Source organism: Natrinema salinisoli, from assembly GCF_020405205.1.
Lineage (GTDB): Archaea > Halobacteriota > Halobacteria > Halobacteriales > Natrialbaceae > Natrinema > Natrinema salinisoli.
The window spans coordinates 25,291-39,484 of record NZ_CP084470.1 but is presented as its reverse complement, the minus strand read 5'-3'; the positions used below and the strand labels follow the sequence as shown (position 1 = coordinate 39,484).

Below are 14,194 nucleotides of genomic sequence, written 5' to 3'. Positions count from 1 at the left end.
AGACGGTTTCTCGGGTCCGCTGATCACACAGGAGTACGCGAACCGTTCAGGTACTCTCGTAGAATCGAACGCCGTCCTCGAGAACGCTCCGGACATCCCCTCGATCCTCGAGATATTCGACGAGTCCGACGGTCTCCGCGAAGATTCGATTGATTCCGTGCTCCGTGCCCGCCCTCTCCGTCGCGATCTGGAACGCCGTCGCTCGGTCCGATTCGATCCGCTCGAGGCACTGCTCGAGTTTGGAGTCCAGATCGGCGATAGACCGGTCGAGGCACTCCTCGTATCGATCGTGTATCGGACCGTGGCCCGGGAATACCCGGTCGAACTGGTACGTCTTGAGACGATCTAACGACGCTCGAAACCGTCGCACGCTGTCCTCGACACCGTCGTCGAAGTTGACGAGTAGCGACGGCGCACGGAACGGTTCCATCGCCATGTCGCCCGAAAACACGACTCGCTCACCGTCGAACGTCGTCCCGAAACAGACGTGGCTAATGTGGTGCCCCGGTGAATAGATCGGTTCGATTTCGTGCGTCCCGACGGTGAACGGGTCATCATCGATCCAGACGTCGACCGCGTCTTCGGGAAGCGACTCGCGCACTGTGCGGTGAGCGGAAAGCAAGCGTTCGCTGGCTGACTTGAGGTATTTTGGCTCGAGCCCGGCCTCGAGTAGATTCGCTCGAGTCCGCTCGGCGACCGTTTCCATCTCCCGCTCGTATCGATCCCGTAGCTGTCTCGGCGCGTAGACGGTCGGCGACCCGGCCTCGAGCAGCGTCGGCGTCTGGCCGACGTGATCAGTGTGACCGTGCGTGAGCACCACGTGTTCGATGTCCGACGGACCGTACCCGTGGTCGCTCAGTTCGGCGCGTAGTTCCTCGGAGCCGCGCTCACCGGGCGTCCCTGCGTCGATGAGAATCGGCTCGTCACCCGAAATCACGTACGCCGCCGCGTGACCCGGCGGCCAATCGACGGAGAACTCCAGCCGGTGGACCGTCGCATCGAGATCGGTCCCAGCGATCCGATTCGGTTCGCTCATGCCGATAGATACCGTTGTCCACGATGGATAAGTTTCGATTAGCGGCAAAGCCATCCCATAGAAGCGCCGCCGTACAGCGAGAGGGAGCCTGTTCCCGTTTCAGAGATCGCGAGCTGAACTGACCGGAACCGATACATATCGGCGGGGTCGCGTCCCAGTCAGTACGCTCGAGTTCCTCGCTCGGTCTCCCGGCTTACATTTCCACGCCGTACTGTTTGGCGATCGTATTGAGCTGAATTTCGTCGGTTCCCTCGACGACTCGTTGGATTCGGGCGCGATGGAGGCGGTCCATGAACGGGTTTTCCTCGGCGAGGCCGTTGGCACCGTGAATCTGGACGACGTCGTCGGCGATCTCCCAGAAGGTGTTACTCGCGAACCACTTGAGGATCGACGATTCGGCGATCGCCGGCTCGCCCTGATCGAGCAGCCAGGCGCATTTGAGACCGACGGTGTCGGCCGCCAGCGCGTTCGCTCGTCCGCGAGCGATCTTGTGCGATATCGCCTGATATTGGCCGATTTGCTCGCCGAACGCCTCTCGCTCGTTCGCGTAGTTCGTGGCCTCGTCGAGCAGCCACTCCGCGTGGCCGACCGCCGTCGCGCCGATCTCGACGCGACCGAGCCCGAGGAACGACATCGCGTCGTAGAACGCGTTGTCGACGCTCCCGAGGACGCGATCGTCCGAGAGCCGGACGTCGTCGAAGTGGACCTCCGCCTGTATGCCGGTCGCGCCGACGGCGTTGTTCAGGGTCCCGATCTCGTACTCGTCGGCCTCGACGATGAAACACGTGATTCCGCCGTGTCGACCCACTTCTTCCTGCGGCGTCGTCCTCGCGAAGACCTGAATGAAATCGGCGTACGGAGCGTTCGTGATCCACTGCTTCTGCCCGTTGAGTACCCACTCGTCGCCGTCTCTCTCGGCTCGCGTCTCCATGTTCGGCGAGTCCGACCCCACGCCGGGTTCCGTCTGGCCGAACGCGGTCGTCTTCTCCGCGCGCATCGCCGGCTCGAGATATCGCTCGACTTGCTCTCCCTCCGCCTGAGCGAGAAGCGGCTTCGGACCACCAGGTCCGGCGAGAACGTTCGATGCCAGTGGCACGTCCTGCTTCGCGAGGTGCTTGTTCGCGCGGTACCACGTGACGGCCGACACGTCCTCGCCGCCGACGGACTCTGGCATGTTCATCGCGTAGAAGCCGGCCTCCGCGCTCTTTCGTCGCACCTCCCGTCTCGCCTCGAGCACCTCGTCGGTCAGCCGACCGTTCGGTTCGTGTCCGAGCCGGGGGTTCGTGAGCGTCTCACCGAGCTCGTCTGCGATCGGTTTCACTTCCTGCTCGACGAACTCCTCGAGGCTCTGGAGAATGAGTTCCGTCTCGTCGTCGGTCCCGAACGAAACGCCGGGGCTAGTCTCGGCTGATTGTGCCATGTGTACATGGAACATTATTTGAATACACATATAAACCTCGTCATTCACATACGCATTCTGATGTGAGAGCCATCGTTTCGAAGCAATCAGCGGCGGTCGGGGTGGCACTCCGACGCTGAGTGGGAACACACAGTCCACCGCTCCGGAGGGATCGAGACCGATAGACTACGGAGCCATCGCGATCATGGTCTCGTGTATCTCGTCGGGTTCGGCCCCGCGCGGGAACGAGACATAGATCGCATCGACGCCGTCGATGGCCTCGAACCGTTCCAGTTGCGTGCGGGCCTCGTCCGGCGTGCCGGCAGCGCCCATCTGATCGCGTAACTCCGCCCGCACTCGATCCGTGGCATAGTCGCGCTCCCCTCGCTGCCACGCGTCGTGGATATCGTGTGCCAGTTCGTCGTAGCCCTGTCGAGCGAGGTTATCGCGGTAAAACGTTCCCATCCCGCCGATATAGAAGGCGATGTGTTGTGCGACGAGTTCACGGGCGCGTTCACCGTCTTCGAGGGCACAGCAGCTCACGGAGAGCGTGACGCGGAGGTCATCCCGATCCCTGTCTCCCAGTTCGACGCCGCGTCGGAGGTCCTCGAGGCGTTCGGCGATTCCGTCCCTCGTGTAGTTGACGGCGTGCCAGCCGTCGGCGAATCGCCCAGCGAGTTCGACGGCTTTCGGGCCGAGTCCCGCCGTGTCGATCGGCGGCGCTGGCTCTGGCGGGTCACATCGGAGTCGGAAGCCATCCAGCGAGAAGTACTCGCCGTCGTAGGAGACGGTCTCACCGCTCACTACCTGTCGAGCGATTTCGATCGCCTCTCGCGTTCGACGCAGCGGGTTGCCGAAGTCCATCCCGTGCCAGTTCTCGACGACGAGCGGACCGCTCGGACCGAATCCGAGTCGGAAGCGTCCGTCACTGGCTTCCTGCAGCGTCGCGGCCGTCTGTCCGAGCAGGGCCGGTGATCTGGAGTAGACGTTTGCGATGCTCGTTCCAAGACCGATCCGATCCGTTCGCTCGGCAGCGATCGCGAGCGCCGTCACGACGTCTCGACCCCACGATTCGGGGAACCAGGCGCGATCGTATCCAAGTTCCTCCGCGGCGACCGCCTGATCGACGAGCTGATCGAGCGTGGGCTGTGCGCCGACCGGGAGAAATACATCACGGTCTGTCATACGGTGTTTCATTAACCGTTCGAGGTGATAAAGCTATACTAGGTTCGGCCCACGCTATTCAGAAGGCGATAGCGAACGGCCGCGACTATACGGGCCTCGGTCGCCACTGCCACCGTCGCTATCGCGTCGAAGCCGCCGCTTTCGATTCAGGCGATCAAGGAGTCCGGCAACCTCGCCATGGAAACCGGCCTGCGAGAGGGACGACAGTACGACCGACAGCTGTTCGAACGATTGCTGGAGACGGAGGACCACGAAGAGGGGGCGAGGGCGTTCGCCGAAGACGACTACGAACCGGAGTTCAGGGGTCGATAGCGGCCGTACCGGTGCACTCAGACCCCATCTCGCGATGAACCCGTGATTCGAACAGCGGGTGTGTACGGTACCGGGACGGTACAATTAAGTTCGGTCTGGTTGATCGCCTTGTATGCGAGAAGTTGGCACTGGTCACGTACTCGTGGACGTCGACGGCCACCGCGCCGACGTCGTTCTGAACCGTCCGGACAAGCGAAACGCGCTGAACGAGGACGTTCTCTCCGATCTGAAGCGGGCGTTCGAGGAGGTCGATGCGAACGAGGACGTCCGCGCCGTCGCACTGCTCGGGAAGGGTCCCGTCTTCTGTGCGGGGATGGACCTCGAGATGATGCGCGAACGCGGCGAACGAGCCCAGCAGGGCGAGTCCCGCGGCGCCGAGAGCGGCGGGAGTCTCCTCGGCGACGTCATCGAGACCGTCGATACCGCACGCGTTCCGACCGTCGTCGGCATCAAGCGTGCCGCACCCGCGGGCGCGTTCGAGCTGTCGCTTCCCGCGGACTTTCGGATTATCTCCGAGGACGCGAAATACGGCGTCATCGAGGTACAGCTCGGCACTTTCCCCCACGGCGGAGCGACGCAACGACTCCCGCGCCTGATCGGGCTGGCGAAGGCGAAAGAGCTCGTTCTGAGCGGCGAGTTCATCGATCCCGAAGAGGCGGAAGGAATCGGGCTCGTCAACGAGGTCTGTGACGCGGAGGCGGTCGACGAACGCGCACGAGAGCTGGCGGACGATCTCGCCGAGAACGCGCCGTTGGGGATGGAACGAGCGCGAAAGGCGCTTAACGCCGCTCTGGAGATGCCCCTCGACGACGGGCTCGCGTACGAACGGGCGCTCGGCGAACAGCTCGACGATACCCATGACTACACGGAGGGATTCACTGCCCGCCTCGAGGGACGCGAGCCGGAGTTCGAGGGGCGGTAACTGATCCAGCGACGACGGGAACCGGCCACTGGTCGTCCGAATCGCCGCAAACCCCGTGTCCGACCGGAGCTTCGTCGACCGGCGCTCGTTACTGGACAGGAGAATTATAACGATGGGATGTATACGTAATACCATGGCACGATCACTGCCGGAGTGTGAGAACTTCGTTCTCGAACGAAACGACGGTATCGTCTCCATCACGATCGACAGTACGACGAAATTCAACTCGCTCAACGACACGATGGGCGACGAACTACTCGAGATCGCATCGTTTCTCAACGCCGACGACAGCGCTCGATGTGCCGTTATGACGGGATCTGACGGCGTATTCTGTGCCGGCGCCGACGTCGAGAGCTTCGACGAAGACGGTCATCGATCCGATTCCGTGCGAGTCGGCGCATCGATTCTCCACGACGCGATCGTCCAGTTCCACCAGGCGGAGGTCCCGCTCGTCACCGGCGTCAACGGTGTCGCGACCGGTGCCGGCCTCGGTATCGCCCTCCTCGGAGATCTCGTCCTGATCAGCGAGGACGCTCGCTTCGAATACGGCTATCCGCGCCTCGGGCTTCCGGGTGACGGCGGTGCGACGTTCCATCTCCCGCGGCTCGTCGGCCTCCGGAAGGCAAAGGACATCGCCTTACTCGACGAGCCGATCTCGCCGGAAGAAGCCGTCGAGTGGGGCCTAGCGACCGAATCCGTTCCGGATGACGAATTCGATGCGCGTCTCGACGAACTGACTCGGCAACTTGCGGACGGGCCGACGCAAGCGTACGGTGCCGTGAAACAGCTTCTCACGAGGAGTTTCGATCGATCGCTCGAGGAACAACTCGCAGCAGAGACGGACGCGATCGCGACGGCAGCGGAAACAGACGACCACGCCGAGGGCGTCAGCGCGTTCGTGGCGAACCGGGAGCCTGAGTTCGAGGGCCAGTGAGACCGTCGTCGGACGCTCGGCGAGTGTCGATCACAGTGACCGAATAACCCAACGACCGTGACGTATGTCCGTCACGGTCGTGCTCGAACAACCAACGACAATCGTATACGACGACCAATGACAACATGGATCAGCCTGTCCCCAGTCGAACGAGTACCGCGTGACACGCACGTCACCCACTACGACCAACTCGCCGACCAGGCGAAAAACCGTCTCCCCCGTTTGCTCGAGGAAGACGAAACCGTATCTCGAACGCCGGACAGCGTCGGTGCCATGTTCGAGACGCACGAGATCGTAAAGTACACCGACTACTATCGGATCACAGTCACCGAGGAGCGTCCCTGACCCGGCCAGTTCTGTGACGAACTTCTTCGTGGGCGGATTGCACGACAGACAGTGCTCACACTACAATTCGTCCGAACACCGTTTTCGCCCGCTCCCCAGCGCGCTCGAATCAGGTCTGTTGCTGTGCTATCGTGTGACAAACAAGCCCGTGGTTTGGCTGGGCATATTACGGTTCTCGAGGCTCCCGTCTAATAACACACTTAGGTCGTTATTTTCTTGTGCATGTGATGGATCTCAAACGAGTGCACGCAGGGTTATAAATCGATTCGCTGAGGGCCAGTAATCGGTCGATCCAACGGAGAAAACCGCTCGCAACGATCGAGCTACTGGGGAACGCGGTGAACGTCGAAGTTTGAGCGGTTGAAACAGGAGTCCATTCGTGAAAAATATTATAATGATACCAGAGAGACTGCGACTATGGACGGATTGACCCTCGGAGACATCGCTGTGACGAATGCGCGAAAATATCCCGAGGACGACTGCCTCGTGACCCTCACTGGCGGCGATCGAGACGTGATCACGTTCCGTGAGTTCGACGACCAAGTGAATCGAATCGCGCGGATGTTCTCGAATCGCGGCGTCTCGGAGGGTGACCGGGTCGCAGTCTACATGCAGAACCACCCAGAGACCATACAAACGTACTACGCCGCGATGAAACTCGGTGCCCTGCCGGTACCGATCAACCATCGGTTCAAAGACGACGAAGTCAGTTACGTTCTCAGAGACAGCGACGCGGGGTTCTGTGTCTTCGATAGCGACGCGAAAGGGACGATCTCGGCGGTCGCTTCGCAGTCCGAGACGCAAATCGACGAGTACCTGTACCTCGGTGCGGACGTGCCCGACTTCGCCGACGGGTTCCGCGCCGCCTGTGAAGGCGTTTCCGACGACCGGGTCGAAGTAGTTCCGAACCGACTCGACGACGCTGCACTCATGTATACCAGCGGGACGACGGGCAAGCCGAAAGGATGCGTTCTCACACACGATAACGTCATTCAGAACTCGGTGAACACGGTGTACAGCTGTAACTTCGGTGAGAACGAGGACAGGTTTCTCGTCGTCACGCCACTCTTCCATATCGCGGCGTTCGCGCTGTTCAACAACACCTTCTACTGCGGGTCGACGACGTATTTGATGAACGATTTCGATCCAGTTCGGGTGATGGACGTCATTGACGCCGAAGATATCACCGGATCGTTCTTCGTACCAATGATGAGTCGCGCACTGCTGAACGTCGATGGGTTCGACGACTACGATATCAGTTCGTTCGAACATTACATGACCGGTGCGGCACCGTCCGGAGAGGAGCTCAAACAGGAGATCATCGATTCGTTCGACGCGAACCTCTACGAGGTGTTCGGTCAGACCGAGATGTCGCCCGTTACCTGTCTACTCGACCCACAGAACGCGCTCGAAAAGCCCGAGAGTATCGGAAAGCCGATCGTCAACGTCGCGGTCAAAGTCGTCGACGATACCGGCGAAGAGGTCGAACCCGGTGAAATCGGGCGGATCGCGTACCGCGGGCCGACTGCGTTCAAAAAGTACCTCGGAATGCCCGAAAAGACCCGGGAAGTGTTCGACGATGAGGGGCATTTCGTCTCATCAGATCTCGTACGACGGGACGAGGACGGGTTCCTGTATTTCGTTGGACGACACGATGATATGATTATTTCCGGTGGAGAAAACATCCACCCCGCGGAAATCGAAGAAGTGCTTCACGAACACGAGCGCATTTCCGAGGCAGCCGTCGTCGGCGTTCCCGACGAAGAGTGGACCGAACGGGTGAAAGCGGCCGTGGTCCTCCACGAAGGCGAGTCACTGACCGCTGAGGAGGTTACGGAATACGTCGGGAGTCGTATTGCCGATTTCAAAAAGCCCCGCGAGGTAGAGTTTTACGAAGAACTTCCCCGGAACCCGACCGGAAAGATCGTCAAAGAGAATCTGAAATAGCGTTTACAGACGTTGCGAGAGCTGCGATGGACCAAAGACGAAGTATAGTACCACATCACTCACGATAAAATCTCGAAATATGGTAACCGACTTAGCACATCATTATATCGAGTCGTATGTTTATACTGGATTTTTTCTTTGATATCGGATTCGTGAAGCCATAGAAACAAACGAGCACCGAATCCCGTCCTCGAGTGCGGTGAGGAACGAGTTCGGTCCAGCATACCTGGTACCCCACTTTGGGTAGCGCCTCTCGAACGGGACCGGCATAACGCGCCGCCGGCTGGGAAACAAACGGCCGCGGATCGACGGAAAGTGTCGGTTGATCGAAGGAAGATGAGAATCCGGTTCTCGTATCGACTATTCCGTGACGTCTCCGGTGTCGCTGACGCCGACGATCTCCCCGTCTTCCCAGACGTAGAATCCCTCGCCAGTCTTCCGACCGAGTTTTCCGGCCCGAAGCTTCCGTTTCAGCAACTGCGGCGGCTTGAACCGTTCGCCCAGTTCTTCCCGGAGGTACTCCATCACTTCGACGTTGACGTCGATCCCAGTGTGGTCGACGAGCTCGATCGGCCCCATCGGGAGATTATACCCCAGTCGCATCGTCTCGTCGATGTCCTCGATGCAGGCGACACCCTCCTGTGCCATTCGGATTGCCTCCAGACTGAACATCGCGCCAAGCCGGGACGAAGCGAAGCCGGGAACGTCGGTGACTGTCGTCGGTGTTTTCTCGATACTTTCGACGTAGTGGTCGGCGAACTCCTTCGTGTCTCCGCTCGTCTGTTCCGCAACAACGATCTCGACGAGCGGCATAATGTGAGCGGGATTGAAGAAGTGAAGGCCGATACAGCGGGACGGGTCCTCGAACACGCTGGCGATTTCCGTAACCGACAGCGACGAGGTGTTCGTGGCCATGATTGCGTCGCTGGGCGCGAATTCCTCGGCCTCCTCGAAGACGTCTTGCTTGATCTCGAGCTCCTCTGGAACAGCTTCGATGACGAGATCGGCGTCCTCGACGGCCGCCTCGAGCGAGACCGTTCCGGTGAGCCGCTCGATCGCGTCGTCTTTCTCCGCCGGCGTGATCTTCTCGCGTTCGACTCCTCCCTCGAGATTGTCCTTGATCTGTGTGAGGCCGTTTTCGACGAGTTCCTGTTCAACATCGCGAACGATAACCGAGTGTCCACCGAGGGCGCTGACGTGGGCGATACCGTGACCCATAGCGCCAGCTCCCAGGACTGCAACATTCATGCTGTGTCAAACCTCACCGCTATCATTTGTCCCCTCCGTAATATAGTTACTGTCGACGGAGGGACTGTCTGTGGACCGCGACACGGAGATCACGGCCTCCGTTCCTGTCAACCGAAAAGCGGTGCCGGTTCGTCGTCTGCTTCGATCGATCCCTGGAGGCGAACCTCATCGCCGATCTCAACCGATCCGTCTATATGCGCCATCACGCGCGCCTCGTCCAGTTCGACGATCGCCACCTGATAGGGATCGTCATCACTGAACTGTCGCGGTGGGACGGTGATCGTGGTTTCGGAATAAACGACCCCCGTAGTCGGTAGTTCGACCGCCTCGAGCTCGCGGGATCCACAGTGTGCGCACGCGGCCTTCGGTGCCGCGGTGGCGTGACGGCAATCCCGACACTCCTGTCCGAGGAGGACGCCGTCCCGGAGCGACCGTTTCCAAGACGCGTACGTCAGATCGCCGTCGACCAGTTCGTCGGCGCTCATGCTCGCGCCTCCATGAGCGTTACGAGGGTCGTTCCGGCGTCGCCGCCGAGATTGTGCGCGAGTCCCGTTTCAGCGCCGGTAATCTGTCGATCGCCGGCCTCACCGCGAAGCTGTGTCGTTAGTTCGACGATCTGTGCAGTTCCAGTGGCCCCGATGGGGTGACCTTTCGCTTTCAACCCACCGCTGGGGTTGATCGGTATCTCACCGTCGAGAGCGGTTCGCCCCGCTTCGGCGGCGGGGCCACCTTCACCGTCGTCGAAGAACCCGAGCGCTTCCGTCGCGAGTATCTCGGCACCGGTGAAACAGTCGTGGACTTCGGCGAAGTCGACATCGGCGGCACTGCGGCCGGATTGCTCGTATGCGGACGCCGCCGCATCGCGGGCCGGCTGGGTCGCGGTCAGTGACTCTTTATCTGCGGCCGGAACGGTACCCGTAGCGTGGCCGATCCCTTTGACATCGACCGGTGAGTCGAACGAATCGGCCGCATCCGAACTGGTGACGACGACCGCGCTCGCTCCGTCCGAGAAGGGGCAGCAATCCATCAATCGAAACGGGTCCGCGATCAGTGGCGACTCCAGAACCTCCTCGACGGTCGTTTCTTTCCCGAAGTGCGCGTGGGGATTGTGCTGCCCGTTGGCGTGGTTCTTGACGGCGACGCTGGCGAGTTGTTCCTCCGTCGTTCCGTACTCGTGCATATGTCGTTTGGTCAGCAACGCGAATACACCGGGAAAGGTGAGTCCCGCAGGTTGCTCGTACTGTTTGTCCGACGCACTAGCGAATATCTCGGTCATCCGCGGCGTATCGAGTCCCGTCTCCGGTGTACATCGCTCCACCCCGCCGACGAGGACAACGTCATGGATTCCGTTCTCTACCGCCTGAACCGCGTGCTTGAACGCGTTCGAGGACGTCGCACAGGCGTCCTCGAAGCGCTGTGCGGGCACGCCGTTGATCCCCACGTGCGTCGCCAGTTTCGGCGCGAGATGGGTCTCGTTTTCTGTCATTCCGCCGAGCGTGTTCCCGAGATAGAACGCATCGATTCTATCGTTCGTCGCCCCTGCATCGTCTAGGGCCTCGAATGCGGCTTCGGCGAACAGTTCCGCAAGCGTCCGTTCGTGGGGGCCGAACGTCGTCATTCCGGCACCTACGACACTCGCTCGTGTCATCGACTCCTACTGTGTGGCGTGTGCGCATAAATCCCATCACTGATCATCTCCTCAGGTACATCGAGGTCGACGACGGCATCGAGTCATACGATGATAGATCGATAGTCGGCACACAGCGTGGGGGTGACCCGAAGGTATTTGACTTCCGCAGTCTGTCTGACAACTACCAGTATGAGTTCACCGACTAGCGAAAGCGGAGTCGCTTTCGATACCGACGAGGAAACCGAACTGATTCTCGAGAGTCTTGATAGGTTTATCGAACAGGAGATCGATCCGCTCGAAGCTGAGTACGAAGACATCCTGACGAACCCGAGAACTGGTCACGAGGAAGACGGGCTCCTCACTGACGAATACCTCGACCTCATCGAGACGGTCCGAAAGAAGTCCGCGGACGCGGGGTTCTACGCAATGAATATGCCCGAAGACGTCGGCGGTTCTGACGTGTCGTACGTGACGTGGTATCGGGCGATCGCCCACGTTTTCGCCAAAGGACGGGGATTGAACCAGCACGTTCTGGCAGGCCCCGAAGGGCCGAAGCCGTTGTTGTTGCTCGGCGACGACGATCAGCGCGCCGAGTACGTCGAACCGGTTGTCAGGGGCGGGAAATCAACGGCATTCGCACAGACCGAACCGACCGCAGGCTCGGACTCCCCGGCAATGCAGACGACCGCGGAGCGAGACGGCGACGAGTGGGTTCTCAACGGACAGAAGCAGTGGATTACGAACGCCCCGTACGCCGATTTCGCGCAGGTATTCGCGAGGACCTCGTCGCGAGAAGAGGCCGGACGGTACGGCGGGATCACCTGCTTCATCGTCGAATCGGACGAGTGGGAACTCGGTTCGCTCAACAACACTCCCGCCGAGATCGGCCAACAGGCGGAGCTTCGGTTCGACGACGTTCGGTTACCGACGGATCGCGTCCTCGGTGAAGTCGGACACGCGTTTTACGACGCGATGGACTTCCTCTCTATCGGACGACTAGAGCTCGGCGCACAGGCCGTTGGTCTCGCGGAGTACGTGTTGGAACGAGCCACCGAGTACGCCCGCGAGCGCGAAGCGTTCGACCAGCAGATCGGCAACTTCCAGCAAATTTCGTCGAAGGTCGCTCGAGGCCGTGCAAAACAGTACGCAGCCGATTCCGCGGGCCTCCGCTGTGCGTGGAAGCTAGATCGAGACGAGTCAGTTGTCGAGGACATCTCGATTTTCAATTGGTTCGCAACGCAGACCTACTGGGAGGCCGCGGATTCCGCCGTCCAAATCCACGGCGGCAACGGTCTCAGCGAAGACTACGGGTTCATGGATCACCTCAATTACGCGCGCCTCCTCCGTATCGTTGAAGGAACCGACGAGTTACAACTCAACACGATCGCCAAGCAGAACGGACTATTGGAATGAGCGAGGCGAACCCGTTACGGCGCATTCAGCTGAATCTAGTTAAATAGCGATTTGGGAGCAATGTTCAGGTCCGGCGCGTACTTTTAATACGGATGCAAAACACGGGACAAGCATGACCGATAGGGATGTCTTTCTGCCGGTCGGCGCACAACCCACCCTCGAGGATATCGTCGATCAGGCGGTCACCGCCGAGGAGTTAGGATACGACCGCGTCTGGTTTCCGGAAACCTGGGGGCGAGACGCCGTCACGGCGATGGCAACCACTGCTGAACGGACCGATGAAATCGGGATCGGAACGAGTATCGCGAATATTTACTCCAGATCGCCGGCCCTGCTCGGGCAGACGGCCGCGACGCTGCAGGAGGCCAGTGACGGTCGATTTCGCCTCGGCGTCGGTCCAAGCGGGCCCCTCGTCGTCGAGAACTGGCACGGAATGGAATTCGGCAATCCGCTGCGTCGAACGCGAGAAACGATTGAGATCGTCCAGCGGGTTCTCTCCGGCGAGACGGTCTCCTACGACGGCGAGTACTTCTCGCTGGATGGCTTCCGACTCCGCTGTGACCCACCGGAACCGGCGCCACCGGTCGACGCGGCCGGACTCGGTCCGAAAGCCGTCGAACTCGCCGGGCGCTTCGCCGACGGCTGGCACGCCGTCAACTACACCAGAGACGGCCTCAGTGAGCGACTCGACGATCTCCGACGCGGAGCTGAATTAGGCGGTAGAGACCCCAACGACCTCCGCGTGACGCTCGCCGTGGGCTGCTGCGCCCTCGCAGACGGCGAGCGCGCCCGCGAACTCGTCGCACAACACACCGCCTTCTATATCGGCGGAATGGGGACGTTCTATCGCGACAACCTCGCACGGCAGGGGTACGAGGAGGTCGCCCACGAGATCTACGAGAGCTGGCAGGAGGGGAACAAAGAGCGTGCCACGGCGATCGTACGGAAGGAGTTGCGCGACCAGATGGGAGCCGCAGGAACGCCGACGGAGGCTCGTGACCAACTGCAGGAATTCGTCGATCTCAACGGACTGGACGCCGTCAACGTCTCGTTCCCACGGGGTGCCGGGCCTGAGGAAGTACACGAGACGATGACCGCCTTAGCGCCGTAGTCGATACATCGGTCGATCGCGACTCGAGTTCTGCCAATCCGTCCGTGTTGATCCACCGATGAGCTACCGCTTGGGTCAACTCGGTAGGCGATATCGATCTCCGACGATCTAGAGATTTTAGTAGTTGGTACACACAGTGTTCGACTATGGCGGATCACTCTGACGATGACCTTCTCGAAATTGACGAGATCGATCGCCGAATCCTCGAAATACTCGCGAACGATCCACGGAGTCCGTATGCGGATATCGCTGATGAGTTAACCGAATACGATATCGATCTGAGCAGCGAAGGTGTCCGCCGGCGTGTGACATCGCTGCTCGAGAATATGACGAGTTTCTTTTTACCCCGGCCGGAACGCAACAGCTGGGAAATCGTCCTCGTCACGGCCAGAACCGCCGACGAGGCGAATTCGAAAAGAGACCTCTTCGAGGAGATGTCGAACATGGATTTTTGGTTCGTCGCCGAAGGGTTCGGTACCGTCGACCTGTACGGAATCGCCACCGCGAAGTCGAACACCGAGATCGACGACCTCCTCGTCCAGATGCGGGCGCTCGACTCGGTGACTGAAATCGATTACTTCATCGAAACAGACCGCGCTGTGAATATCAGGAATTACCTACCAGTCTACTGATGTTTTTCTTAAATTATCACATCGGGGCAAACCGGATCAAAACTATTTCGAACCGGGAGAATGAAAGGAGAAGGGTTGTA

The 14,194-nt window shown here is 60.2% G+C and carries 13 protein-coding genes and 1 pseudogene; 8 read left to right on the top strand and 6 right to left on the bottom strand.

The features are described from left to right. Positions 1-46: 46 nt before the first annotated feature. The 3 genes from LDB05_RS20975 to LDB05_RS20965 form a co-directional block, all read right to left on the bottom strand. Entirely contained in the window at positions 47-1,036 is a 990-nt protein-coding gene (locus LDB05_RS20975) for an MBL fold metallo-hydrolase (protein ID WP_226008170.1), read from the bottom strand. A gap of 193 nt (positions 1,037-1,229) precedes the next feature. Continuing rightward, the gene (locus LDB05_RS20970) at positions 1,230-2,456 is read right to left on the bottom strand and encodes an acyl-CoA dehydrogenase family protein (protein ID WP_226008169.1); all 1,227 of its coding nucleotides are present in this window, start codon (positions 2,454-2,456) and stop codon (positions 1,230-1,232) included. 165 nt (positions 2,457-2,621) lie between these two features. Beyond that, a complete protein-coding gene (locus LDB05_RS20965; protein WP_226008168.1) occupies positions 2,622-3,620 on the bottom strand; it encodes a TIGR04024 family LLM class F420-dependent oxidoreductase in 999 nt (332 codons plus the stop codon). A gap of 120 nt (positions 3,621-3,740) precedes the next feature. On the opposite strand from LDB05_RS20965, the pseudogene LDB05_RS20960 reads away from it, so the two are divergent. From LDB05_RS20960 to LDB05_RS20940, 5 genes and pseudogenes are all read left to right on the top strand, one after another. Then, positions 3,741-3,932: pseudogene (locus LDB05_RS20960) on the top strand (enoyl-CoA hydratase/isomerase family protein); the annotation flags it as partial. A 112-nt stretch (positions 3,933-4,044) separates the two neighbouring features. Continuing rightward, on the top strand, positions 4,045-4,854 hold the full coding sequence (locus tag LDB05_RS20955) for an enoyl-CoA hydratase/isomerase family protein (protein ID WP_226008167.1): 810 nt from the start codon (positions 4,045-4,047) through the stop codon (positions 4,852-4,854). A gap of 133 nt (positions 4,855-4,987) precedes the next feature. Next, positions 4,988-5,788 carry an enoyl-CoA hydratase/isomerase family protein gene (locus LDB05_RS20950; protein WP_226008166.1) on the top strand — a complete coding sequence of 267 codons (801 nt, stop codon included), beginning with the start codon at positions 4,988-4,990 and terminating at the stop codon, positions 5,786-5,788. A 117-nt stretch (positions 5,789-5,905) separates the two neighbouring features. Further along, positions 5,906-6,133, top strand: coding sequence for a DUF7979 domain-containing protein (locus LDB05_RS20945; RefSeq protein WP_226008165.1), 228 nt, complete (start codon positions 5,906-5,908; stop codon positions 6,131-6,133). Positions 6,134-6,550: 417 nt separating this feature from the next. Continuing rightward, positions 6,551-8,080, top strand: a complete 1,530-nt coding sequence (locus tag LDB05_RS20940; protein ID WP_226008164.1) for a class I adenylate-forming enzyme family protein — start codon at positions 6,551-6,553, stop codon at positions 8,078-8,080. Between the two features lie 360 nt (positions 8,081-8,440). Here LDB05_RS20940 and LDB05_RS20935 read toward each other — a convergent pair whose 3' ends face one another. The 3 genes from LDB05_RS20935 to LDB05_RS20925 form a co-directional block, all read right to left on the bottom strand. Continuing rightward, a complete protein-coding gene (locus LDB05_RS20935) occupies positions 8,441-9,328 on the bottom strand; it encodes a 3-hydroxyacyl-CoA dehydrogenase family protein (RefSeq protein WP_226008163.1) in 888 nt (295 codons plus the stop codon). A 107-nt stretch (positions 9,329-9,435) separates the two neighbouring features. After that, a complete protein-coding gene (locus LDB05_RS20930; protein ID WP_226008162.1) occupies positions 9,436-9,813 on the bottom strand; it encodes a Zn-ribbon domain-containing OB-fold protein in 378 nt (125 codons plus the stop codon). Further along, positions 9,810-10,976 (bottom strand): thiolase domain-containing protein, encoded by a 1,167-nt coding sequence (locus tag LDB05_RS20925; protein ID WP_226008161.1) that lies wholly within the window; start codon positions 10,974-10,976, stop codon positions 9,810-9,812. The genes LDB05_RS20930 and LDB05_RS20925 overlap by 4 nt, the downstream gene beginning before the upstream one ends. Positions 10,977-11,147: 171 nt before the next feature. On the opposite strand from LDB05_RS20925, the gene LDB05_RS20920 reads away from it, so the two are divergent. The 3 genes from LDB05_RS20920 (at position 11,148) to LDB05_RS20910 (ending at position 14,114) form a co-directional block, all read left to right on the top strand. After that, positions 11,148-12,371 carry an acyl-CoA dehydrogenase family protein gene (locus tag LDB05_RS20920; RefSeq protein WP_226008160.1) on the top strand — a complete coding sequence of 408 codons (1,224 nt, stop codon included), beginning with the start codon at positions 11,148-11,150 and terminating at the stop codon, positions 12,369-12,371. 112 nt (positions 12,372-12,483) lie between these two features. Then, entirely contained in the window at positions 12,484-13,482 is a 999-nt protein-coding gene (locus LDB05_RS20915; RefSeq protein ID WP_226008159.1) for a TIGR04024 family LLM class F420-dependent oxidoreductase, read from the top strand. Positions 13,483-13,628: 146 nt separating this feature from the next. Next, positions 13,629-14,114: an Lrp/AsnC family transcriptional regulator gene (locus LDB05_RS20910; protein ID WP_226008158.1), complete on the top strand. Its 486-nt coding sequence runs from the start codon at positions 13,629-13,631 to the stop codon at positions 14,112-14,114. The last annotated feature ends 80 nt before the right edge of the window (positions 14,115-14,194 follow it).

Coding starts and splice junctions, on each gene's coding strand:
- LDB05_RS20975 (WP_226008170.1), bottom strand. CDS start 1,036: ATGAGCGAACCGAATCGGATCGCTGGGACCGATCTCGATGCGACGGTC.
- LDB05_RS20970 (WP_226008169.1), bottom strand. CDS start 2,456: ATGGCACAATCAGCCGAGACTAGCCCCGGCGTTTCGTTCGGGACCGAC.
- LDB05_RS20965 (WP_226008168.1), bottom strand. CDS start 3,620: ATGACAGACCGTGATGTATTTCTCCCGGTCGGCGCACAGCCCACGCTC.
- LDB05_RS20955 (WP_226008167.1), top strand. CDS start 4,045: ATGCGAGAAGTTGGCACTGGTCACGTACTCGTGGACGTCGACGGCCAC.
- LDB05_RS20950 (WP_226008166.1), top strand. CDS start 4,988: ATGGCACGATCACTGCCGGAGTGTGAGAACTTCGTTCTCGAACGAAAC.
- LDB05_RS20945 (WP_226008165.1), top strand. CDS start 5,906: ATGACAACATGGATCAGCCTGTCCCCAGTCGAACGAGTACCGCGTGAC.
- LDB05_RS20940 (WP_226008164.1), top strand. CDS start 6,551: ATGGACGGATTGACCCTCGGAGACATCGCTGTGACGAATGCGCGAAAA.
- LDB05_RS20935 (WP_226008163.1), bottom strand. CDS start 9,328: ATGAATGTTGCAGTCCTGGGAGCTGGCGCTATGGGTCACGGTATCGCC.
- LDB05_RS20930 (WP_226008162.1), bottom strand. CDS start 9,813: ATGAGCGCCGACGAACTGGTCGACGGCGATCTGACGTACGCGTCTTGG.
- LDB05_RS20925 (WP_226008161.1), bottom strand. CDS start 10,976: ATGACACGAGCGAGTGTCGTAGGTGCCGGAATGACGACGTTCGGCCCC.
- LDB05_RS20920 (WP_226008160.1), top strand. CDS start 11,148: ATGAGTTCACCGACTAGCGAAAGCGGAGTCGCTTTCGATACCGACGAG.
- LDB05_RS20915 (WP_226008159.1), top strand. CDS start 12,484: ATGACCGATAGGGATGTCTTTCTGCCGGTCGGCGCACAACCCACCCTC.
- LDB05_RS20910 (WP_226008158.1), top strand. CDS start 13,629: ATGGCGGATCACTCTGACGATGACCTTCTCGAAATTGACGAGATCGAT.